The organism is Streptomyces sp. NBC_01515, from assembly GCF_045040345.1.
Classification (GTDB): Bacteria; Actinomycetota; Actinomycetes; order Streptomycetales; family Streptomycetaceae; genus Streptomyces.
This window is the reverse complement of sequence record NZ_CP109416.1, coordinates 7,929,625-7,950,480: the sequence shown is the minus strand read 5'-3', so window position 1 is coordinate 7,950,480 and position 20,856 is coordinate 7,929,625. Positions and strand designations below refer to the sequence as shown.

Sequence of the window (20,856 nt, the reverse complement as noted above, 5' to 3'; positions counted from 1 at the left end):
TGAAATCCACCCCGCGGGCATCCGCCGTCAGCCGCCCGGCAGCTCCAGGTCGCTCTTGTTCAGCTCCTCGATGTTCACGTCCTTGAACGTGAGCACGCGGACCTGCTTGACGAAGCGAGCCGGTCGATACATGTCCCACACCCAGGCATCCGCCATGGACACCTCGAAGAACACCTCACCCTGGACCGAGTGCACCTGCATCTCGTAGTCGTTGGTGAGGTAGAAGCGCCGTTCGGTCTCGATCACATATTTGAACAGACCGACGACATCTCGGTACTCCCGGTAGAGCTTCAGCTCCATCTCGGTCTCGTACTTTTCGAGGTCCTCGGCGCTCATGGCATGTTCCCCTTCACCCGTGCGATCCCACCATTGTGCGCCAGTCCCGTAAGCCCCTAGACGATTTCGGTGTCAAGGGTCACGGGCCCGGCCGGGGGACCTTCGTCGAGCAGCCTGCGGAGCAGCTCGGCGAGTCTGGTCGGATACACCGTCTCATGCGCCCGGTCCAGTTCCCGGCACGTCCACCAACGCGCTCCGGAGACGCTGCGGCGCTCCAGCTCGGTGAGGGCCGTGGCGCCGGGCACGCCCTCGGCCGTGGCGGACGTCCTGGCCAGGTAGTACCACTCGTCCTGGTCCCAGCGGCGGCCCGCGAACGGGAAGGAACACGTCCGCGTCCACAGCACCGGGCCGAGTTCGACCTGGGTGATGCCGGTCTCCTCGGCGAGTTCCCGTAGGGCCGCCTCCTCATGGGTCTCGTCGCCCTCCAGGCCGCCGCCGGGGGTGAACCACCAGTCGTCGGCCGGATCGTCCGGCTCGTGGCCGTGGAGCAGCAGGATGCGGTCCTCCGGGTCGAGCAGGACGACCCGGGCGACCTTGCGCAGACCGCCCTCGTACGAGTCGCCGTACGCGCCCTCCTCGGTGGCCTCAGCGGGCACCGGCGGGCTCCGTCCGGGTGCGGGCGCGGCGGCCGGCCGCCAGCTTGGCGATCGGGCCGTAGGCACCGCCGCCGAGGACGAGGACCGCGCCCGCGACGATCATGGCGAGGATCATGCCCAGCGGGCCGGGATGCGAGAGGCTGCCGAGCGGCTCGAAGCCGGTGGGGCGCTCCAGCATGCCCTTCATGGGCCAGACGACGGCGTCCACGCGGGCGCTCACGGCGCTGCTCGCGACGGTGCCGTCGGCGACGTCCGTGAGGTGGGCGCTGGAGTCCAGGGAGCCCTGGCGTTCGTCACCGAGGAGGAACAGGCGGCCCTTGGGGACCTTCACCGTGGGGATCGTCTTGTCCTCGGCCGCGCCGCCCTTGAGGTAACCCTCGGCGATCTGCTTGCCGTTGACGACCAGCTTGCCGTTCGTGCAGCAGGAGACGGTGTCCCCGCCGACGGCGACCACCCGCTTGACCACGGGTGCGTTCGTCACCCAGGTCTTGTCCGTGAAGACCACGACGTCACCGCGGCGCACCTCGTCGCCGTCGACCCGCTGGGCCAGCACCCGGTCGCCCGCGTCGATCGTCGGCGTCATCGAACTGGTCGGCACCGTGTACGGCCGGTAGACCACCGCTCCCCAGCCGAAGCCTCCGAGGAACAGCACAAGGCCCAGCGCGACGGCCAGTCCGGACAACCGCTGTCCGGTCCGGCTGCCCACCGGGCCCTTGCCTGTGCCACCGCCGGTACGCGGGGCCGTACGTGTTGCGCTCTCGCCACCCATGGGTCCGCACCCTACCCGGCGGTACCGAGGGTGGTCAGCCCTTCCTCCGGGACCGAGGTCACAAGCTCTACAAGGCCTTTACTCGTCCTTGCCCGACCGCTTGCGACGCCACAGGACCAACGGCAGGACACCGACGAGCGCGAGACTCTGCGGAGCGGCCGTCAGCAGACGGGAGGCGGAGGCCCGGGTGTTGATGCCCGCCTGGTCGAAGGTGTCCGGGATCGGCAGCGTGTCCCAGCGGTTGATGGGCCAGGCCTTGACGATCGCGCGGCCGACGACGTCCTTCACCGGGACCATGCCGTGGTGCTTGTCGGACTGGTTGTAGCGCGAGTCCCGCGAGTTCTGCCGGTGGTCGCCCATCACCCAGATGTCGCCCTTGGGGACCTTGACGGTGAACTGGCCGCCCTGGTCGTCGTTGGTGCACGGGGTGTTGCCGGGGTAGACGTACGGCTCGTTCAGTGCCTTGCCGTTGACCGTCAGCGGGCCGGTGCCACTGCAGGAGATGGTGTCGCCGCCGACGCCGATGACCCGCTTGATGAGGTCCTTCTCCTGCGCGGACGGCATCAGACCGATCCAGCTGAGCACCTTCTGCAGGGCGTTGGGGTTCGCCGCCGGCTCGCCCGCCAGCCAGTCGTCCGGGTCGTGGAAGACGACGACCTCACCGCGCTCGGGCTCGGAGCCGAACCACGGGGTGAGCTTGTCGACCAGGACGCGGTCACCCTGCTGGAGGGTGTTCTGCATCGAGTCCGAGGGGATCGAGAACGCCTGCACCAGGAACGTCTTGATCAGCAGCGCGAGGACGAGCGCGATGACGACCAGGATCGGCAGCTCCTTCCAGAAGGAGCGCGGCTTCCTCGGCTGCGGGGTCGGGTCGCCCGGCCCCTGCTCCTCGGTGCGGGTCGCGTCGCCCGGCGCCGTACCGTCCTCGTCGGCTCCGGAGTCACTCCCGGAGGTCACGGCGCTGTCCGCGACCGGGTCGGGTGCTTCCACGGGACGTCCGTGGTGCTCCTCGCCGTCGTGTCCGGACCGTGCGCCAACCGCCACATCCCCCACGCCAACTCCTTACTCTGTGCCGCCGCCTGCCCCATCCTCGGCGCAGGCCCACCACTCCCATAACGAGCGGGAGTTCCGCAGGGCTCGGGAGTTGGACCGATCCGTTCGGATCGACCGGGGCAACCCTATGCGACAGTTCGGGACCGGCGGTCGTCCCCGACACGGAGTTGGAAACCGATGCGAAGGTTTTAGGTTCGTTCAGGCTGGTCCAGTGGCCCATCGGCCAGGCGATCACCTTCGCCCGCCCCACCACCGAACTGAGCGCGACCGTGCCTCCGTAGCTGGTGTTCTGGTGTGCGCGGGAGTCCGCCGAGTTGCCCCGGTGGTCGCCCATCACCCACAACCGCCCCTTGGGGACGGTGATGTCGAACGCCGTTTCGGACGGTGCGTTCCCGGGATACAGGTAGTCGGCCTCGGTCAGGGGGACGCCGTTGACGGTCACCCGCCCTTGCGCGTCACAGCACTTGACGTGGTCGCCGCCGACGCCGATGACCCGCTTGATGAGGTCCTTCTCGTTGTCGGACGGCAGCAGGCCGATGAACTGGAGGCCTTCCTTGACCTGCTTGACGACGACGGGGTCGTTCTTCTTGGTGGTCTCCTCGTCCCCCAGCCAGCCGCCCGGGTCGTGGAAGACGACGACGTCGCCGCGCTTGGGCTCGGAGCCGAACCACGGGGTGAACTTGTCGACCAGGACGCGGTCGCCGATGCGGATCGTCTGTTCCATGGAGCCCGACGGGATCACGAACGCCTGGAGGAGGAAGGTCTTCAGGACGAGGGCTATGAGGACCGCGACACCGACCAGGAGGGGTATCTCCCGGACCGCGGAGCGCCGTCGGCGCCGCTTGACCTTGCGCTGGAGCTTGCGCCGCTCGGCCCGGCTGCGGCCAGCGCCCCCGGCCGGGGCAGGGGCGCCCGCGCCCGCGCGCCGGAAGCCGGTCGGCAGCAGGTTCTCGTTCCCGAAGGAGCCGCCCGGCGGCGTCGCGCCCCGCGGCCTGCCGCGGTTACCCATGGGCGCCGTCCCCGGCGGGTACGCGCGCGTAGGCGCCGGGTCGGACGAGGTGGGTCCAGTGCCCGGCGGGCCAGACGATCCAGTCGGCTCGCCCGATGACGTCACCAACAGGAATCATGCCTCCGCCCGGGTCGCCCAGGTGGTCCCGGGAGTCACTTGAGTCGCCGCGGTGGTCACCGAGGACGAACAGCGTGCCGTCGGGCACGACCACGTCGAAAGCCACGGTGGACGGAGCGTCCCCGGGGTACAGGAACGCCGTCTCGTCGACCGGCCGCCCGTTCACCTCAAGCCTCCCCTTCTCGTCGCAGCAGAGCACGTGGTCTCCCCCCACACCCACAACGCGCTTGATGTAGTCGGCGTCCCCGAAATAGCCGGTTCCGTCGAACACGACGATGTCGCCGCGCTGCGGATGAGCACCGAAACGGTACGCCAACTTATTTACGAGAACGCGGTCGCCGATCCTCAATCCGGATTCCATGGATCCGCTGGGAATTTGGAAAGGCTGGAGCAAGAAGGTGTTGAGCAGCAGCAGAAACACCAGACAGACCAGGGCAGTCAGGGTGATCCGGCCACCGGGCAGCCACTCGGCGACCCGCGACACCAACGCGAAACGCGACCGGTCCTCCGGCCCTCCGGTGTCCGAGGTGTCCTCGGAGTCGGAAGGGCGGGAGGAGCGGTCGCGCTCCGTGTGCTGTGCTTCGGTGTCCATCGGAGCCAGATGTTATCCGGCCCCGATATGAACCCCGTATCAAGCTCAGTTGTCGCGCTTCTCCTTGATCTTCGCGGCCTTGCCGCGCAGGTCACGGAGGTAGTACAGCTTCGCGCGACGGACGTCACCGCGGGTCACGAGCTCGATCTTCTCGACGATCGGGGTGTGCACCGGGAAGGTGCGCTCGACGCCGACGGAGAACGAGACCTTGCGGACCGTGAAGGTCTCACGGACACCGGCGCCCTGGCGACGGATGACTACGCCCTTGAACTGCTGCACACGGGAGCGGTTGCCCTCGATGACGCGGACGTGGACGTTGACGGTGTCACCCGGGCGGAAGGCCGGGATGTCGGTGCGCAGCGAGGCGCCGTCGACGATGTCGAGCAGGTGGGACATTTCGTCTGCTTTCTTCATCGATGCCACAGGTCACCGACGGGAGTTGGGTGAAGGGAAGGATGCTGTCCGTGTCGGGGCGGGCGTCATGTCCCCCTGTGGCAGGGGCGCACGCCGGACGACGCACAACAGCGACCTATTCTTCCACGCCGTCCGGCCTGCGCCAAAATCGGCCGTACGGCTCCCCCGCCGGGTCCGGTGACCAGCCCAGGATGGAGAGCATCTCGCGGTCCTTCTTGTCGAAGGTCTTGGGCTCGCAGCGCTCGATCAGATCCGGCCGGTGGGCGGACGTGCGCTTGAGCGCCTCGTCGCGCCGCCAGCGGGCGATCTTGCCGTGGTGGCCGCTGAGCAGCACGTCCGGGATCCCCTGGCCGCGCCACTGGGGCGGCTTGGTGAAGATCGGCCCCTCCAGGAGGTTGGCCATGGCGCCGGGCGCGAAGGAGTCGTCGCGGTGGGACTCGGCGTTGCCCAGGACACCCGGCAGCAGCCGTGCCACGGCCTCCGTGACGACCAGGACGGCCGCCTCACCGCCGGCGAGCACGTAGTCGCCGATGGACACCTCGTAGACGGGCATCCGCGTCGCGTACTCGTCGATCACCCGCCGGTCGATGCCTTCGTAGCGGGCGGGCGTGAAGACCAGCCAGGGCCGCTCGGAGAGTTCTACGGCGAGTTCCTGGGTGAAGGGCCGGCCGCTGGGCGTGGGCACGATGAGCGCGGGCGCACCGGAGCCCGTCTCGTAGCCGTCGGCCAGGACGGAGTCCAGGGCGTCGCCCCAGGGCTCGGTCTTCATGACCATGCCGGGGCCGCCGCCGTAGGGGGTGTCGTCGACCGTGTTGTGGCGGTCGTACGTCCAGGAGCGCAGATCATGCACGTGCACATTCAGCTGTCCACGCGCGCGTGCCTTGCCGACGAGGGAGACGTTCAGCGGTTCGAGGTACTCGGGGAAGATCGTGACGACGTCGAGCCTCATGCGTCGGCGTCCTCGGAAGAAGCTTCCTCTGAAGGGTCTTCTTTGGAGGACACGACCTCGGCCCGGTCGTCGATCAGCCCGGGCGGCGGGTCGATGACCGCGCGCTGCTCCTCCAGGTCGATCTCGACGACGATCGACTCGACGAACGGGATCATCACCTCGCTGCCGTCGGGCCGCTCCACGATGAAGAGGTCCTGGGAGGGCAGGTGCGAGATCTCGGTGATCCGGCCGACCTCCTCGCCGTCCTTGGTGACGACGTCGAGGTCCATCAGCTGGTGGTCGTAGTACTCGTCCTCCTCCTCGGGCAGCTCCTCGGGATCGATCTCGGCGATCAGGAGGGTGTTGCGCAGGGCCTCGGCGCCGGTGCGGTCGCTGACGCCCTCGAAGCGGAGGATGAGGCGGCCGCTGTGGACGCGGCCCACCTCGATGGTCAGGGGGCCGGTGGAGGCGGGTTCGGTGGCCAGGACGGCGCCGGGCGCGAGCCTGAGCTCCGGCTCGTCGGTGCGTACCTCGACGGTGACCTCGCCCTTGATGCCGTGGGCACGGCCGATACGAGCGACTACCAGCTGCACTGTGCTTGATCTCCTGTAGTACGACGACGGGCCGGGGACGGCCCGCAGGCCCTCCCCGGCCCGAGCCGGTGTGCGATAAACGTCAGCGGACGTGGTCCACGTCGACAAGGTCGACGCGGACACCTCGGCCGCCGATGGCGCCCACGACGGTGCGCAGAGCGCGAGCGGTACGGCCGTTGCGACCGATCACCTTGCCGAGGTCGTCGGGGTGCACCCGGACCTCCAGCACGCGCCCACGACGCAGGTCGCGCGAGGCGACCTGCACATCGTCAGGGTTGTCGACGATGCCCTTCACGAGGTGCTCAAGAGCCTCCTCGAGCATGCTCAGGCCTCGGTCGACTCGGACTCGGCCGCGGCCTCGTCCTTCTTCTCAGCCTTCTTCTTCTGGGTGATCGCCTCACCCTTGCTCGCGTCGTCGCCACCGAGGGCGTCGAACACCGGACGCGCGGCCTTCGGCGCGGCCACGAGCAGCGGAGCCGGGGCCGGCAGGCCCTTGAACTTCTGCCAGTCGCCGGTGAGCTTCAGGATGGCGAGCACGGGCTCGGTCGGCTGCGCGCCGACACTCAGCCAGTACTGCGCACGGTCGGTGTCGACCTCGATGCGCGAGGGGTTCTGCACCGGGTGGTACAGGCCGATCTCCTCGATGGCCCGGCCATCACGGCGGGTACGGGAGTCGGCGACGACGATGCGGTAGTGAGGCGAACGGATCTTGCCCAGACGCTTCAGCTTGATCTTGACTGCCACGGGAGTGGGTTCTCCTGGTTTTGACGTGATTGGGCACGGCGAGACGGCCGCGTGGGGTTGCGGTACCCGAGTGCCCGATGGACGCGTCAGCCGGAGGCGAGAGGGTTCCTGTGCGGCTGTCGAGTACAGCTAGCCATTGTGCCACACCCCGGCGGTCCGCCCGACCGGGGAGCATGCCCCCGCATGCCCCCGCCCATGCGGAAGCGACACCCGGCGCCGGAGGTGACCGGCGCGGGTGTGCGCAACCCGACCCGCGGGATGCGGCTGCCACGAGCAGCCGCGTCCTCAGGCCGCGCCCACGACCTCCGGGATGCGGAAGGGCTTGCCGCAGCCTCCGCACACGATCGGCGCCTGGGCCAGCACCGACGGGACGACCCGTACGTTACGACCGCAGTCGCACACCGCCTTGACGCGGACGCCGCCACCGGACGAGCCGTGACGGGCGGCCGGGCCGCGGAAGGTACGGGAGGTGTCCGCCGAGGTGGCGACGGTGTGGGCCTTGAGCGCGCGCTGGAGGCGCTCGATCGTCGGCCGGTAGCGCCGCTTCGCCTCGGGGTTGAGCTGGACCAGCGAGAAACCGCTGCTGGGATGCGGTTCGTCGGGGTGGTCCAGGCCCAGCTCCTCGGCGATCGCCAGGAATCTGCGGTTGTGGTAGCGGCCGGCACGGGACGTGTCACGCACGCCGCGCGAAGCGGCGATGCCATGGACTGCCTCATGCAGCAGTCGCTCGAAGGAGAGCTCGTGTCCGCAGGCGGACGACGACTCTCCGATCAGGGACTCGGGCGCGGCCAGATCGGGCAGTTCGGGGTGGTACCGCTGAATATCGGCCCACGCCTCTGCCAGCTCTGCGGCGAGAACAGGTGGTGTCTGTGTCGTGCTCACGTAATGACAACGAGCCGGAGTGCCCCTGTGTTCCGATTCCGGGGCATCCCAAATAATTTGCACGTACCCGTCAGTTGCCGCTGATGCGTCCGGAGGAGGGCGGGTGCGCTGATCTGCGGAGAAGCCTCACAGCTCAGCACAAGGTGGTGCGTAGGCCCACGTACGACCCGGCGCGTAGACGGTGTCCGCGCGCCGGGTGAGCTGATGTCCGCCGTTGCGCAAGGGGCGTTTCGGTCGCTCTCCCGCCGGAGCCCGCCGCTTCAGTAGGCGCGCGCGACGATCGCGACGTTACCGGGCGCCTTGTCGTCGTCCGGCACCGACCCGTCCTCCGCGACGAGACACCGTACGGTCACCGCGTGCTCGGCCAGCTCGGCCTCGCCTTCCTCGCCGAGCGTCGCCCACGGGATGCGCGCCCAGCCGCCCGAGGTCGCGGCCTCGACGGCCTCCGCGATCGTCGCCACCTCGGAGGTCCGGGACTCGCGCCGCTCGCGGGACTGCTTCAGCAGCAGCGCCTGATCCTCCTCCAGGACTACGGGAAGCAGCTCTACGAGGGAGTCGATCGCCACCGGCTCCTTGCCGCCCGGGATGCGGCGGGCCAGCATCGCCGTGCCGTTCTCCAGGTCACGGGGTCCGACCTCGATCCGTACGGGCACGCCCTTCAGCTCCCAGTCGACGGCCCGGCGCCCGAAGGGAACGTCCGTGCGGTCGTCGACACGGACGCGGACGCCCGCCGCCTTCAGCCGGGCCCCGATCTCGCGGACCTTGGCCAGAACCGCCTCGTCGCCCTTGATCGCGAGGACGACGACCTGGATGTGGGCGAGCCGCGGCGGCACCCGGAGTCCGTCGTCGTCGCCGTGCATCATCACCAGGGCACCGATCATGCGCGTGGTGGAGCCCCAGGAGGTCTGCCAGACCAGCTCCTGCTTGCCTTCCTTGGACAGGTACTGCGTGTTGAAGGCCTTGGCGAAGTTCTGGCCCAGCTCGTGACTGGTCGCCATCTGCAGCGCCTTGCCGTCGCCCATCATCCCTTCCAGGGTGAGGGTGTTGATCGCGCCCGCGAACCGCTCCTTGACCGTCTTGCGGCCCGGTACGACGTCCATCGCGAGGACGTTGACCATGAAGTCCTCGTACACCTGGCGGTGGATGTGCGCGGCGAAGTCACGCGCCTCCTCGTAGGTCGCGTGCGCCGTGTGGCCCTCCTGCCAGAGGAACTCGCTCGTGCGCAGGAAGAGCCGGGGCCGCAGCTCCCAACGGACCACGTTCGCCCACTGGTTGATCAGCAGGGGCAGGTCCCGGTAGCTCTGCACCCACTTCGAGAAGTACTCGTTGATGATCATCTCGGAGGTGGGCCGGACGACCGCGGGCTCCTCCAGCTCCTTGCCGCCGCCGTGCGTGACCACGGCCAACTCGGGCGCGAAGCCCTCGACATGGTCGGCCTCGCGAGCGAGGTAGGACTGCGGGATCAGCAACGGGAAGTACGCGTTCTCGGTGCCCGTCTCCTTGATGCGGGCGTCCATCTCGGCCTGCATCCGCTCCCAGATCCCGTACCCGTACGGTCGGATGACCATGGAGCCGCGCACCGGACCGTTGTCGGCCAGTTCGGCCTTGCTGATCAGATCCTGGTACCAGCGGGGGAAATCGTCCGCCCGCGGCGTGAGTACGGGTGCCTTGGCCATGGCGTGATGGTACGGGCCCACGTTGCCGTCATGTGAATTCTCGCCACTCGCACAGGGAAGCCACAAGCCGGGCCCCACAACCCCTGGACGCGGTAGCGCGTGCGGAGTTTGCTGGCATACGGGGGAAGTGCGGGCGCACATCACGGGGGCCTCGGAAACGGGCACGGCCACATCTCTCGGCGGATTGGGGCGCTTTCCATGACACCTACGCTCGTGCGGCAGTACCTGCCTCATGCGGGGCCGGCGCCCCGGGTGGACCTGGGTGCACGCGCGCGTGACTGGTCCGAGATCCAGGAGCGGATGCTGGTGCCGCTCCACGAAGCGGTCTACGAGCGACTGGAAGTGGGACCCGGCACCCGGCTGCTCGGCCTCGGCTGCGGCTCCGGGCTCGCCCTGCTGATGGCGGCCTCCAGAGGCGCGACGGTCACCGGTGTCGAGCGCTTCTCCCCCGAACGCCTGGCCCTCGCCCGGGAACGGCTGCTGCCGTCCGCCTGGTCCCCACGCGCGCGTGGGGCCACCCGACTCGTCTACGGCTCCCCCAGGGACGCGGCCGGCGCGGAGACGCCCGCGTACACCCTGGTGACCGCGTTCGAGCCCATCGGGTGTCTCGCGGGCGACTCGGAGGGGCTCGTCGACATGCTCGACGCCGCGACCCCGCTCGCCGCGCGCGGGACGCCCGTGGTGCTGGCGGGCTGGGGTCCGCCGGAGCGCTGCGCGACCGCGTCCGTGCTGCGGGTGGCCACCAGGCTGGCGGACCCGCTGCGCGGCACGGGCAGCCCGCGCCCGGTGCTGCGCGACGACCTGGAGGAGGTCGCCCACCGCGCGGGCCTCAGGCCGGACGGCTCGGGCCGGGTGGCCTGCCCCTTCGGGTACGCCGATGTCGAGAGTGCCGTACGGGGGCTGCTGTCGACGGGGCTCTTCGACGCGGCGATCGTCGCAACTGATCAGGCGCAGGTGGACAAGGAGTTGGCGGAGGCGTTGCATCCGTATCGACGGCAGGACGGGACGGTGTGGATGCCGAACGTCTTCCGGTATCTGATCGCGCGTACGACCTGAGGACGACTCATCGCGCGTACGACCTGAGGACGACTACGGCTCTTCCTTGAAGAGGCGCGTGACGCCCGCGATGCGGTACGCGTCCGTCTCCTCCAGGGTCTCGTTCTCCAGGAGGGCCGCCGCGAGCGCGTCCAACTGGTCGCGGTGGTCGCCGAGTTTGCGGATGGCCTCGTCGTAGCACTCGTCGACGATGCGGCGCATCTCGTCGTCGATCACGTCCAGGGTCTGCGGCGCGGCGGCGAGGCCGTAGGCCTGCTGGGCGTCGTTCGGGAGGGCGGAGAGGCGGCCGACGCGCTCGCTCATGCCCCAGCGGGCGACCATCCCGCGCGCGATGTTGGTGACCTGTTCGAGGTCGTTCTCGGCGCCGGTGGTGATCACGCCGTAGACGACCTGTTCCGCGGCCATGCCGCCGAGGGCGCCGATGATGCGGCCGCGCAGGTACTCCTCGGTGTACGCGTACTTGTCCGCGTCCGGCGTCGAGAGGGTGACCCCGAGGGCCCTCCCTCGCGGGACGATGGTGATCTTGCGGACCGGGTCGGCGCCGGGCTGGAGCATGCCGAGGAGGGCGTGGCCGCTCTCGTGGTAGGCGGTGCGGCGGCGCTCCTCCTCGGGCATCACCAGCGGGCGTTCGGCGCCCAGTTGGACCTTCTCCAGGGCTTCGGAGAGGTCGGACTGGGTGACCTGGTCCTGCTTGCGCTTGACGGCGAGGAGGGCGGCCTCGTTGGCGAGGTTGGCGAGTTCGGCGCCGGTCATGCCCGGGGTGGTGCGGGCGACCTGGGCGAGGTTCACGTCCTTCGCGAGCGGGATCTGGCGGGTGTGGATCTCCAGGATCGCCTCGCGGCCACCCCGGTCGGGCGGCGAGACCACGACCACCCGGTCGAAGCGGCCGGGGCGGGTCAGTGCCGGGTCGAGGACGTCGGCGCGGTTGGTCGCCGCGATCACGATGACGCCCTCGGAGCCGGAGAAGCCGTCCATCTCGGTGAGGATCTGGTTCAGGGTCTGCTCGCGCTCGTCGTGACCGCCCATGCCGCTGCCGCCGCCGCGGGCCCGGCCGATGGTGTCGATCTCGTCGATGAAGATGATCGAGGGGGCCACCTTGCGGGCCTCCGCGAAGAGTTCACGCACGCGGGAGGCACCGACACCGACGATCATCTCGATGAACTCGGAGGCCGACGCCGAGAAGAACGGCACCCCGGCCTCCCCCGCGACCGCCCGCGCGAGCAGCGTCTTTCCGGTGCCGGGCGGGCCCGAGAGCAGCACACCCCGGGGCATCTTGGCGCCCATCTTGCGGTACTCGTCCGGGTTCTTGAGGAAGTCGACGACGTCGTTCAGCTCGCCCTCGACCTCGTCGATGCCTGCCACGTCCTCGAAGGTCGTGCGCTGCTTGCCCGGCTCCAGCTCGACCGGTTTCGGCGGGGCCTTGCGGCCGAGCATGCCGCCCGCGCCGCCGAGCCCCGAGCTCATCCGCCGCGCGATGAAGAGCCACAGGACGACCAGAAGCAGCATCGGGGCCAGCGAGATCAGCAGATTGGCCAGAAAACTGCGGTGCTGGACGACGGGTTCCGCCGTGACGGTGACGTCGTGCTTGGTCAGGTCCTCCCAGAGCTGGTCGTCCGCGAAGGTCGGCCGCTCGGTGTCGAACTTGGTGTACTTGCCGTCGCCGTCCGGGTTCTTCTGCTCCTTCTTGAGCTGGCCCTGAATCGCGTTGCCCTTGGCGTAGATCTTGGTGACGTTGCCCGCGTCGACCTGCTTGCTGAACTCCGTGTAGGAGATGGTCGGTTCGTCGCCCTCGTTGAAGAACGACAGGATGAGGTTCGCGACCAGGTACACGACCAGCGCGGTGAGGATCAGGCTCCACCAGCCACCGCGCATCTTCTTCCCGCCCGGCGACGGCTTCGGGGGCTCGTCGGGGGTGCCCTCGGTACGCCAGGGCTGGTCGGGAGACTTGCGCGGCGGCGCGGGGTTGGTCATATCGGCAAGTTACGACACGGGCCAGGCGTCGGCACGCCCAGCACGCGCCCAGCACGCGCCGAGGGCGCCCTTCCGGAGAGGGGCGCCCTCGGCGTCGTAGAAGACGGGCGGTCAGCCCACGAACCTTCTCAAGCTCAGCCCATGAACTTCTTGAACTCGTCCGGCAGCTCGAAGTCCTGGCCGCCCTGCTCGGGCAGTCCGAACGCGTTGCCGCCCGGAGCGGCGCCGGCCTCACGGCGCTTGGCCTCTTCCAGCTCCTGCTGCTTGCGCTTCATCGGGTTGCCTGAGCGCTGCTTGCCCTTGGCCTGCTTGGGCTGCTTCTTGGTGCGGCCGGGGCCGCCGCCCATGCCCGGCATCCCCGGCATGCCGGGCATCCCGCCGCCCTGCGCCATGCGGGACATCATCTTGCGGGCCTCGAAGAACCGCTCGACCAGGCCCTTCACGGCGCTGACCTCGACACCGGAGCCCTTGGCGATACGGGCGCGGCGCGAGCCGTTGATGATGGTCGGCTCGGCGCGCTCGCCCGGGGTCATCGACTTGATGATCGCGGCCGTACGGTCGACGTCCCGCTCGTCCAGGTTGTTGATCTGGTCCTTGATCTGGCCCATGCCGGGGAGCATGCCGAGCAGCTTGCTGATGCTGCCCATCTTCCTGACCTGTTCCATCTGGGACAGGAAGTCGTCGAGGGTGAAGTCCTGGCCCTTCTTGGACGCCAGCTTGGAGGCCATCTTCTCGGCCTCTTCTTGGCTGAACGTCTTCTCCGCCTGCTCGATCAGGGTGAGCAGGTCACCCATGTCGAGGATGCGGGAGGCCATCCGGTCCGGGTGGAAGGCGTCGAAGTCGTCGAGCTTCTCGCCGTTCGACGCGAACATGATCGGCTTGCCGGTGACCGAGGCGATCGACAGGGCCGCACCACCGCGGGCGTCGCCGTCGAGCTTGGAGAGCACCACGCCGTCGAAGCCGACGCCGTCGCGGAAGGACTCGGCGGTGTTGACCGCGTCCTGGCCGATCATCGCGTCGACGACGAAGAGGATCTCGTCCGGCGAGACCGCGTCGCGGATGTCCGCAGCCTGCTGCATCAACTCCTGGTCGATGCCGAGGCGGCCCGCGGTGTCCACGATCACGATGTCGTGGACCTTGGACTTCGCGAACTCGATGGAGTCCTTGGCGACCTTGACCGGGTCCCCGACCCCGTTGCCCGGCTCGGGCGCGTAGACCGCAACACCGGCGCGCTCGGCGACGACGCTCAGCTGGTTCACGGCGTTCGGGCGCTGGAGGTCGGCGGCGACGAGCAGCGGCGAGTGCCCCTGGTCCTTGAGCCACTTGCCGAGCTTGCCCGCGAGGGTGGTCTTACCGGCACCCTGCAGACCCGCGAGCATGATCACGGTCGGCGGGTTCTTGGCGAAGCGGAGACGGCGGGTCTCGCCGCCGAGGATCGTGACGAGTTCCTCGTTGACGATCTTCACGACCTGCTGGGCCGGGTTGTTCAGCGCCCTGTTGAGGTCGGCGCCGAGAGCACGCTCCTTGACGTTCTTGATGAACGTGCGGACGACCGGCAGGGCCACGTCGGCTTCGAGGAGAGCGATGCGGATCTCGCGCGCCGTGGCGTCGATGTCCGCCTCACTCAGCCTGCCTTTGCCGCGGAGGTTTTTGAAAGTCGCGCTGAGGCGGTCGGAGAGAGTATCGAACACGGCGGCGTCGGTCCTCGGGGTCGGGAGCAGTGTGGGCGTCTTCCAGGGTATCTGGCCCCGCAAGACAATCGTCCCCGCCTGCTGTATTCAGCGGGCGGGGACGGAACCCCCGCGTCCACGGGGAACAACGGCGCGCCGGTGACGTCACTCCCTCAGTCTCTCCTCCAGCTTCCGGGCCACGGCCAGCGCCTCGTCCCCGGCCAGGGGCGCGCCCTTTGGCTGTGTCACGTAGAACGCGTCCACGGCGTTGGAACCCAGCGTGCTGACGTGCATGCTCCGCACCCGCACCCCCGCGTCGTCCAGCGCCCGCCCGATCCGGTGCAGCAGCCCCGGGGCGTCGTGTGCGCGCACCTCGATCACCGTCGCGTGCCGGGAGGCGGCCGGGGCGACCGTCACACGGGCCGGCGGGGCCACGACACCCCGGCGGCGCGGATACGCGGCGTCGCGCTCGGCGAGGCGGCCCGCGATGTCCAACGATCCGTCCAGGGCCCGTACGAGATCGGCGCGCAGCCGGGCAGCCTGAGGCAGGGAGCCGTACTCGGCGGCGACCCGCCAGTTCAGCAGCAGGACGGAACCCTCCACGCCGTCGGGCAGATCCAGGGCGCGCAGTTCCGCCGTACGGACCGTCAGGCGGTGCATCGCGAGGACGCCGGCCACCGCGGGGAGTACGCCCGGCTGGTCGGGTACGGCGATCAGGAGTTCCACGCCGAGCGGTTCTGGGTCGCCGGCGGGCTCGTCCTCGGTCGGGGGTTCGGTCTGGGCGCGCAGGGCGAGGACCGGGCCGCCGGTCGCCACGGCCTCGATGGCGAGCCGTTCCTGTTCGGCGGTGGCCGCGCCGGCCTCGGGCTCCTCGGGGGCGTCCCCGGAGAGGACGGCGGCGACCCGCTTCACCAGGTCGGTGACGAGGCCGGCCCGCCAGGACGACCAGGCGGCCGGTCCGGTGGCCAGCGCGTCCGCCTCGGTGAGCGCGTGCAGCAGTTCCAGGGTGCTCGTCGTCCCGACCGCCTCGGCGACCGAGCGGACCGTCGCCGGGTCCTCCAGGTCGCGCCGGGTCGCGGTCTCGATGAGCAGCAGGTGATGACGTACGAGAGTCGCGAGTACGGCGACTTCCGCGCGGTCGAAGCCGATGCGGGCGGCCACGTCCTTGGCGATGATCTCGCCGGCCACCGAGTGGTCGCCGGGCCAGCCCTTGCCGATGTCGTGCAGCAGCGCGGCGACCAGGAGGAGGTCGGGGCGGCTGACGCGGCGGGCGAACTCCGAGGCGCGGACGGCGGTTTCGATGAGGTGCCGGTCGACGGTCCAGATGTGCACGGCGTTGCGCTGCGGGCGGCAGCGCACCCGCTCCCAGTCGGGGAGCAGTCGTGTGATCAGGCCCTCGGCCTCCAGCGCCTCCCACACGTCCACCGTGGGCTGCCCGGAACCGAGCAGTGTCACGAGCTGCTCGCGCGCCTCGGCGGGCCAGGGCGTGGGCAACGGGCGCACGGTGGCCGCGAGGCGCCGTACGGCGTGCAGCGAGAGCGGAAGCCCGGCCTGCGCGGCGGCAGCGGCGGCGCGCAGCGGGAGAACGGGGTCGCGCTCGGGGCGTGCGGCGCGGGCGAGCACCACCTCGCCGTCCTGCTCCACGACCCCTTCGGCCAGCGGGGAGCGCTCGGCGGCGGGTTTGGCGCCCCCGCCGAGCATGGCGCGCAGCCTCGGCCGCACGGCACGGGACCGCAGCACGCGCCCCACTTCACGCCAGGTGACATCACTGGCGTACGACACGACGCGTGCCGCTTCGTAGACCTGCCGCAGCAGGGTGTCCGCGTCGAGGAGGCCCAGCTCGGCGGCGACCTGGTCCTGCTCCTGGAGTGCGAGCCGGTCGGTCGCGCGGCCGGTGGTGAGGTGCAGGGCGTCGCGCACGTCGAGGAGCCGGCGGCGCGCGTCGGCCAGGCCCTCGCGCGGGGCGTCGGCGAGCCAGGAGGCGGCTACGGCGCGCAGCGCGGTGGCGTCGCGGAGGCCGCCGCGAGCCTCCTTGAGGTCGGGTTCGAGGAGGTACTGCAACTCGCCCTGGCGCTCGGCGCGTTCGGCGCAGAGCTCCTGGAGTTCGGGGAGGCGTTTGGGCGCCTGGTTGCGCCAGTCGGCGAGGACGGCCGTGCGCAGGGAGGCGGTCAGGCCGAGGTCGCCGGCGATGTGGCGGGCGTCGAGGAGGCCGAGCTGGACCTTGAGGTCCTCGCCGGCGGTCTTGCGGGCCTCGGCGGGGGTACGGACGGAGTGGTCGAGGGCGAGGCCGAGGTCCCAGACCGGGTACCAGATGCGGTCGGCCAGCGCGGCGACCGCGCCGGAGTCGCTGCCGTCGTGCAGGAGGAGCAGGTCGAGGTCGCTGCGCGGGGAGAGTTCGCCGCGGCCGTAGCCGCCGACCGCGACCAGGGAGACGCCCTTGAGGGCGTCGGAGCCGGCGGTGAAGAGGCCGGTCAGCCAGTCGTCGGTCAGTTCGGCGAGGGCCGCACGGCGCGGCGGCCCGGACCGCACCCCCTCAGTGAGGAGGCGCAGCCGGGCCGCCGCGTAGCCGCTGGGTCCGGAGTCCTCTGCATCCTTGCGCACGTCCGTACTCGTCACCCAGCGACTCCTGTTCGTTTCCTTTTAGAGCGCGTCCGGTCCGCGCTCGCCGGTCCTGACCCGGACGGCCGTCTCGACCGGGAGGGACCAGACCTTGCCGTCACCGATCTTGCCGGTGCGGGCGGCCTTGACGATGACGTCGATCAACTGCTCGGCGTCGTCGTCCTCGGCCAGCACCTCGATGCGGATCTTGGGGACCAGGTCGACCGTGTACTCGGCGCCCCGGTAGACCTCGGTGTGTCCCCGCTGACGACCGTAACCGCTCGCCTCGGTGACCGTCAGACCGTGGACCCCGAAGGCCTGCAGGGCTTCCTTGATCTCGTCGAGCCGGTGAGGCTTCACGACGGCGGTGATGAGCTTCATGCGTCCACCTTCTTCGTCTCCGGGGCGGCGAGAGCGGAGCTGCCGATGCCACCGCCGGCGCCGCTGAAGTCGTATGCGGTCTCGGCGTGCTCGGCCTGGTCGATGCCGGCGACCTCTTCGTCCTCGGTGACCCGCATACCGATGGTCTTGTCGAGGAGGAAGGCGAGGAGCGCGGAGACGACCAGGGAGTAGCCGAGGACCGCGCCGACACCGGCGAACTGCTTCCACAGCTGGGTGAAGGTGTGGTCGCCGTAGAAGACGCCGGTCGCGGTGGACTGGCCCTTGCCGGTGGCGAAGAAGCCGATGAGCAGGGAGCCGAGGATACCGCCGACCATGTGGACGCCGACGACGTCGAGGGAGTCGTCGATGTTGAACCTGTACTTCAGGCCGACGGCCGCGGCACAGCCGACACCGGCGATGGCGCCGACGGCGATCGCGCCGAGCGGGGAGACCGCACCACCGGACGGGGTGATGGCGACCAGACCGGCGACGGCACCCGAGGCCGCGCCGAGCGTGGTGAACGCGCCGTGCCGGATCTTCTCGTAGGCGAGCCAGGCGAGCATGGCGGCGGCGGTGGCGACCTGGGTGTTGACGAACATCAGCGCGCCGACGCCGTCGTCGTTGCCGAGCCACGAACCGGCGTTGAAGCCGAACCAGCCGAACCACAGCAGACCGCAGCCGAGCATGACCAGCGGAAGGCTGTGCGGACGCATGGGGTCACGCTTGAAGCCGACGCGCTTGCCGATGACCAGGATGACGCCGAGGGCGCCGGCACCGGCGTTGATGTGGACCGCCGTACCACCGGCGAAGTCGATCACACCGAGCTTGAAGGCCCAGCCGTCGGCGCCCCACACCCAGTGGGCGACCGGGACGTAGACGACCGTGAGCCACAGGGCGACGAAGAGCGCCCAGGCCGAGAACTTGACGCGGTCGGCGATGGCACCGCTTATCAGGGCGGGTGTGATGACGGCGAACATCATCTGGAAGACCATGAACACGAAGATCGGGATGGTGTAGCCGTCCCAGAGCTCCGTCAGTCCGACGTTGCTCATCCCCAGCCAGTCGGAGTTGTAGCCGATGAAGCCGTTACTCGAACCGAAGGCGAGGGAGAAGCCGTAGAGCACCCACAGGATGGTGACGATCCCGATGCTGATGAAGCTCATCATCAGCATGTTCAGGGTGCTCTTGACGCGGACCATGCCTCCGTAGAAGAAGGCGAGTCCCGGTGTCATGAGCAGCACCAGGGCAGAACAGATCAGCATGAAGCCTGTGTTCGCGGAGGACAGTTTGGGTGCCTCAGCGGCAAGCGTGATGGCGGCTGATGCCATCGGCGTCTCCTCGTCGGTTGTACGGCCCCGTGCGGGCGAAGCCTGGATGCGGTCCGGTCAAGGCGGGGGGTCCGGTTATGCGCCATGAGATTGGCGCAGCGCGGTTTCCGTCGAAGCCCCTCGATGTTTCACCGGAGTGACGAAGGCGCCGTGCGTGTTACGCGTCGATGAACCGCCGGATCTCCGGCCGCGCGATCGTTATCGTGGCGCAACCTTTTCCGGCGGCCGGAAACCGGCCGCGGTCCGCCTCTCGACGGCTCGGCGCGGGGGCGCCGGGGCATGGGGCTCGGACCCCTTCGGCGCTCTCCCGGGGCCCGGTCGGGACCCTCTCGGCGGGGCCGACGTTTTCGGCCGGACCGTGGACACCGCGTACCGCCGTGTCGACGGTCTTTCGAATACGAGTTCCGAAGGGCCGGACGGTCCTCCGACCACCCGGACCTCACCTGCCGCACCGGCGCCACCCGCTCGGTGTCCGCGAACGGGACCGGCCGCGGTCGGCCTTCCGATGACCTGGCATGGGGGAGCCGAGTCGGGCGGTTCGGGAGGGCCGGCCGCGGCCGGGGCTTGAGGGGTGTCAGACCGCTTCGGCGGTCTCCGGCAGCTCGATCGCGAGCCGCTCGGTGAGGTCGACGACTTCGGCCAGCTCGCCGAAGTCGCGGACCGCCGTGTCGACGGTCTTTCGGATACGAGTGTTGACGCGCTCGGAGCGCACCTTCTTGGCGACGGTCATCGCCTCCGTCGCCAGCACCGCGCTCTGCTCGGGTTCCCGCCGCAGCAGGTGCACGGTGGCCATGCCGATGAGATTGAGTGCGTACGACCGCTGGTGCACCTCGTCCTTGGCGAAGAGGTCCACCGCCCGCTGCATGACGGGCTCGGCCAGCGAGGCGTAGGCGGGGCTGCGGCCGGCGACGTAGGCGAGGTCGCGATAGGAGTGCGAGTTCTCGCCGTACAGCTCGGCCTCGGAGAAGAAACGGATCCAGTCCGGGTCCGGGTCGTCCCAGTCGTGTACATCCCCGAAGGTGTCCTCGGCCATCCGGACGGCCCGCTTGCACTTGCCCGGCTGGCCCATGTTGGCGTAGGCGCGGGCCTCCATCGCATACAGCATCGACTGGGTCCGCGGACTCGCGCAGTCCCGGCTGCCGTACTGCGCGAGGTGGATCAGCTCCAACGCGTCGTCGGGCCGCCCGAGATGGATCATCTGCCGGCTCATGCTGGACAGCACGTACGACCCGAGCGGCTTGTCGCCCGCCTCCTTGGCGGCGTGCAGGGCCAGGACGAAGTACTTCTGGGCGGTGGGCTGGAGCCCCACGTCGTACGACATCCACCCGGCCAGCTCGGCGAGTTCGGCGGCGACCTTGAACAACTTCCGCGTGGTGGCCTCGGGTTGGGGCTCCTGCAACAGGTCGGTCACCTCGTGCAGCTGTCCTACGACCGCCTTGCGCCGCAGGCCGCCGCCGCACTGGGCGTCCCACTTGCGGAACATCGCGGTGGTGGACTCCAGCAGCTCCAACTCGGGCCGGGAGAGCCGCCCGACGTGCCGGGGGGCGCTCACCGGCTCGGGCTCCGGCTGGTGGGCCGAGGGGCCGGGGACGAGCCAGCGCTGCATGGGCTCGATGAGGGACGGTCCCGCCGACAGGGCCAGCGAGGCCCCGAGGAAGCCGCGCCGGGCCAGCATGAGGTCGCTGCGCGAGAACTCGCTGAGCAGGGCCACCGTCTGCGGGGCCGTCCACGGCAGGTCGACGCCGGACACGGAGGGCGCCTGGCGGGCCGCGCGCAGGCCCAGGTCCTCGACCGAGACGACACAGCCGAAGCGCTCGGAGAACAGCTCCGAGAGGATCCTCGGGATCGGCTCGCGCGGGTTCTCGCCGTCCAGCCAGCGGCGCACGCGCGAGGTGTCCGTGGAGATGTGGTTGGCCCCCAACTGCCGAGCCCTGCGGTTCACTTGACGCGCCAGCTCACCCTTGGACCAGCCGCTGCGCACGAACCACGAGCCGAGCAGCTCATTGGGGCGCTTCTCCGTACTGGCCGCGGTTGTCCCGCTTCCGCCGTTGCCGCCCACTGGAACGCCCCCATCCCTGGAACCACTTGTCGCCGCTGTGCGCCAAGCCCTATCAGAATGCCGGTAAATACGGCCTCCCGTCCC

20 protein-coding genes are annotated in these 20,856 nt (G+C 69.8%); 1 reads left to right on the top strand and 19 read right to left on the bottom strand.

Annotated features, from left to right (window positions below):
• Positions 1-27 precede the first annotated feature (27 nt).
• The 13 genes from OG407_RS36080 to proS all read right to left on the bottom strand — a co-directional run bounded on the left by OG407_RS36080 (position 28) and on the right by proS (position 9,709).
• Positions 28-336 carry a DUF2469 domain-containing protein gene (locus tag OG407_RS36080; protein ID WP_003965949.1) on the bottom strand — a complete coding sequence of 103 codons (309 nt, stop codon included), beginning with the start codon at positions 334-336 and terminating at the stop codon, positions 28-30.
• Between the two features lie 56 nt (positions 337-392).
• On the bottom strand, positions 393-932 hold the full coding sequence (locus tag OG407_RS36075) for an NUDIX hydrolase (RefSeq protein WP_403587434.1): 540 nt from the start codon (positions 930-932) through the stop codon (positions 393-395).
• On the bottom strand, positions 922-1,701 hold the full coding sequence (gene lepB / locus OG407_RS36070) for a signal peptidase I (RefSeq protein ID WP_405863728.1): 780 nt from the start codon (positions 1,699-1,701) through the stop codon (positions 922-924). The genes OG407_RS36075 and lepB (OG407_RS36070) overlap by 11 nt, the downstream gene beginning before the upstream one ends.
• 78 nt (positions 1,702-1,779) lie before the next feature.
• Entirely contained in the window at positions 1,780-2,754 is a 975-nt protein-coding gene (gene lepB / locus OG407_RS36065; protein ID WP_405863726.1) for a signal peptidase I, read from the bottom strand.
• Positions 2,642-3,763, bottom strand: coding sequence for a signal peptidase I (gene lepB / locus OG407_RS36060; protein WP_405863724.1), 1,122 nt, complete (start codon positions 3,761-3,763; stop codon positions 2,642-2,644). The genes lepB (OG407_RS36065) and lepB (OG407_RS36060) overlap by 113 nt, the downstream gene beginning before the upstream one ends.
• Positions 3,756-4,472 carry a signal peptidase I gene (gene lepB, locus OG407_RS36055; protein WP_405863722.1) on the bottom strand — a complete coding sequence of 239 codons (717 nt, stop codon included), beginning with the start codon at positions 4,470-4,472 and terminating at the stop codon, positions 3,756-3,758. The genes lepB (OG407_RS36060) and lepB (OG407_RS36055) overlap by 8 nt, the downstream gene beginning before the upstream one ends.
• A 45-nt stretch (positions 4,473-4,517) precedes the next feature.
• A complete protein-coding gene (gene rplS, locus OG407_RS36050) occupies positions 4,518-4,868 on the bottom strand; it encodes a 50S ribosomal protein L19 (protein WP_019058701.1) in 351 nt (116 codons plus the stop codon).
• Between the two features lie 133 nt (positions 4,869-5,001).
• The gene (gene trmD / locus OG407_RS36045) at positions 5,002-5,835 is read right to left on the bottom strand and encodes a tRNA (guanosine(37)-N1)-methyltransferase TrmD (RefSeq protein ID WP_405863720.1); all 834 of its coding nucleotides are present in this window, start codon (positions 5,833-5,835) and stop codon (positions 5,002-5,004) included.
• The gene (rimM, locus tag OG407_RS36040; RefSeq protein ID WP_405863718.1) at positions 5,832-6,407 is read right to left on the bottom strand and encodes a ribosome maturation factor RimM; all 576 of its coding nucleotides are present in this window, start codon (positions 6,405-6,407) and stop codon (positions 5,832-5,834) included. The genes trmD and rimM overlap by 4 nt, the downstream gene beginning before the upstream one ends.
• A gap of 82 nt (positions 6,408-6,489) precedes the next feature.
• The gene (locus OG407_RS36035; protein WP_005479813.1) at positions 6,490-6,729 is read right to left on the bottom strand and encodes an RNA-binding protein; all 240 of its coding nucleotides are present in this window, start codon (positions 6,727-6,729) and stop codon (positions 6,490-6,492) included.
• Between the two features lie 2 nt (positions 6,730-6,731).
• Complete coding sequence (gene rpsP / locus OG407_RS36030; RefSeq protein ID WP_363096802.1) at positions 6,732-7,151, bottom strand: 30S ribosomal protein S16; 420 nt, start codon at positions 7,149-7,151, stop codon at positions 6,732-6,734.
• Positions 7,152-7,436: 285 nt separating this feature from the next.
• Entirely contained in the window at positions 7,437-8,033 is a 597-nt protein-coding gene (locus OG407_RS36025; protein ID WP_019058697.1) for a hypothetical protein, read from the bottom strand.
• 260 nt (positions 8,034-8,293) lie between these two features.
• A complete protein-coding gene (proS, locus tag OG407_RS36020) occupies positions 8,294-9,709 on the bottom strand; it encodes a proline--tRNA ligase (RefSeq protein ID WP_405863716.1) in 1,416 nt (471 codons plus the stop codon).
• Between the two features lie 198 nt (positions 9,710-9,907).
• On the opposite strand from proS, the gene OG407_RS36015 reads away from it, so the two are divergent.
• Positions 9,908-10,765: an SAM-dependent methyltransferase gene (locus OG407_RS36015; RefSeq protein ID WP_405863714.1), complete on the top strand. Its 858-nt coding sequence runs from the start codon at positions 9,908-9,910 to the stop codon at positions 10,763-10,765.
• A 33-nt stretch (positions 10,766-10,798) separates the two neighbouring features.
• On the opposite strand, the gene ftsH is transcribed toward OG407_RS36015, so the two are convergent.
• From ftsH to OG407_RS35985, 6 genes are all read right to left on the bottom strand, one after another.
• Complete coding sequence (gene ftsH, locus OG407_RS36010; RefSeq protein ID WP_403587408.1) at positions 10,799-12,736, bottom strand: ATP-dependent zinc metalloprotease FtsH; 1,938 nt, start codon at positions 12,734-12,736, stop codon at positions 10,799-10,801.
• A gap of 134 nt (positions 12,737-12,870) precedes the next feature.
• Positions 12,871-14,427, bottom strand: a complete 1,557-nt coding sequence (gene ffh, locus OG407_RS36005) for a signal recognition particle protein (RefSeq protein WP_405863712.1) — start codon at positions 14,425-14,427, stop codon at positions 12,871-12,873.
• 144 nt (positions 14,428-14,571) lie between these two features.
• Positions 14,572-17,022: a [protein-PII] uridylyltransferase gene (locus OG407_RS36000; protein ID WP_403587402.1), complete on the bottom strand. Its 2,451-nt coding sequence runs from the start codon at positions 17,020-17,022 to the stop codon at positions 14,572-14,574.
• Positions 17,023-17,046: 24 nt separating this feature from the next.
• Positions 17,047-17,385: a P-II family nitrogen regulator gene (locus OG407_RS35995; RefSeq protein WP_003997576.1), complete on the bottom strand. Its 339-nt coding sequence runs from the start codon at positions 17,383-17,385 to the stop codon at positions 17,047-17,049.
• Positions 17,382-18,713 carry an ammonium transporter gene (locus OG407_RS35990; protein ID WP_405863709.1) on the bottom strand — a complete coding sequence of 444 codons (1,332 nt, stop codon included), beginning with the start codon at positions 18,711-18,713 and terminating at the stop codon, positions 17,382-17,384. Before OG407_RS35990 ends, OG407_RS35995 begins: the two co-directional genes overlap by 4 nt.
• Before the next feature lie 574 nt (positions 18,714-19,287).
• Positions 19,288-20,772 carry a hypothetical protein gene (locus OG407_RS35985; protein ID WP_405863707.1) on the bottom strand — a complete coding sequence of 495 codons (1,485 nt, stop codon included), beginning with the start codon at positions 20,770-20,772 and terminating at the stop codon, positions 19,288-19,290.
• Between the last annotated feature and the right edge of the window lie 84 nt (positions 20,773-20,856).

Bases quoted from the DNA above. Each gene is read 5' to 3' on its own strand.
- OG407_RS36080 (WP_003965949.1), bottom strand. From the start codon at position 336: ATGAGCGCCGAGGACCTCGAAAAGTACGAGACCGAGATGGAGCTGAAG.
- OG407_RS35995 (WP_003997576.1), bottom strand. From the start codon at position 17,385: ATGAAGCTCATCACCGCCGTCGTGAAGCCTCACCGGCTCGACGAGATC.
- lepB (WP_405863724.1), bottom strand. From the start codon at position 3,763: ATGGGTAACCGCGGCAGGCCGCGGGGCGCGACGCCGCCGGGCGGCTCC.
- lepB (WP_405863722.1), bottom strand. From the start codon at position 4,472: ATGGACACCGAAGCACAGCACACGGAGCGCGACCGCTCCTCCCGCCCT.
- proS (WP_405863716.1), bottom strand. From the start codon at position 9,709: ATGGCCAAGGCACCCGTACTCACGCCGCGGGCGGACGATTTCCCCCGC.
- ftsH (WP_403587408.1), bottom strand. From the start codon at position 12,736: ATGACCAACCCCGCGCCGCCGCGCAAGTCTCCCGACCAGCCCTGGCGT.
- trmD (WP_405863720.1), bottom strand. From the start codon at position 5,835: ATGAGGCTCGACGTCGTCACGATCTTCCCCGAGTACCTCGAACCGCTG.
- rplS (WP_019058701.1), bottom strand. From the start codon at position 4,868: ATGTCCCACCTGCTCGACATCGTCGACGGCGCCTCGCTGCGCACCGAC.
- OG407_RS36015 (WP_405863714.1), top strand. From the start codon at position 9,908: ATGACACCTACGCTCGTGCGGCAGTACCTGCCTCATGCGGGGCCGGCG.
- OG407_RS36035 (WP_005479813.1), bottom strand. From the start codon at position 6,729: ATGCTCGAGGAGGCTCTTGAGCACCTCGTGAAGGGCATCGTCGACAAC.
- lepB (WP_405863728.1), bottom strand. From the start codon at position 1,701: ATGGGTGGCGAGAGCGCAACACGTACGGCCCCGCGTACCGGCGGTGGC.
- OG407_RS35990 (WP_405863709.1), bottom strand. From the start codon at position 18,713: ATGGCATCAGCCGCCATCACGCTTGCCGCTGAGGCACCCAAACTGTCC.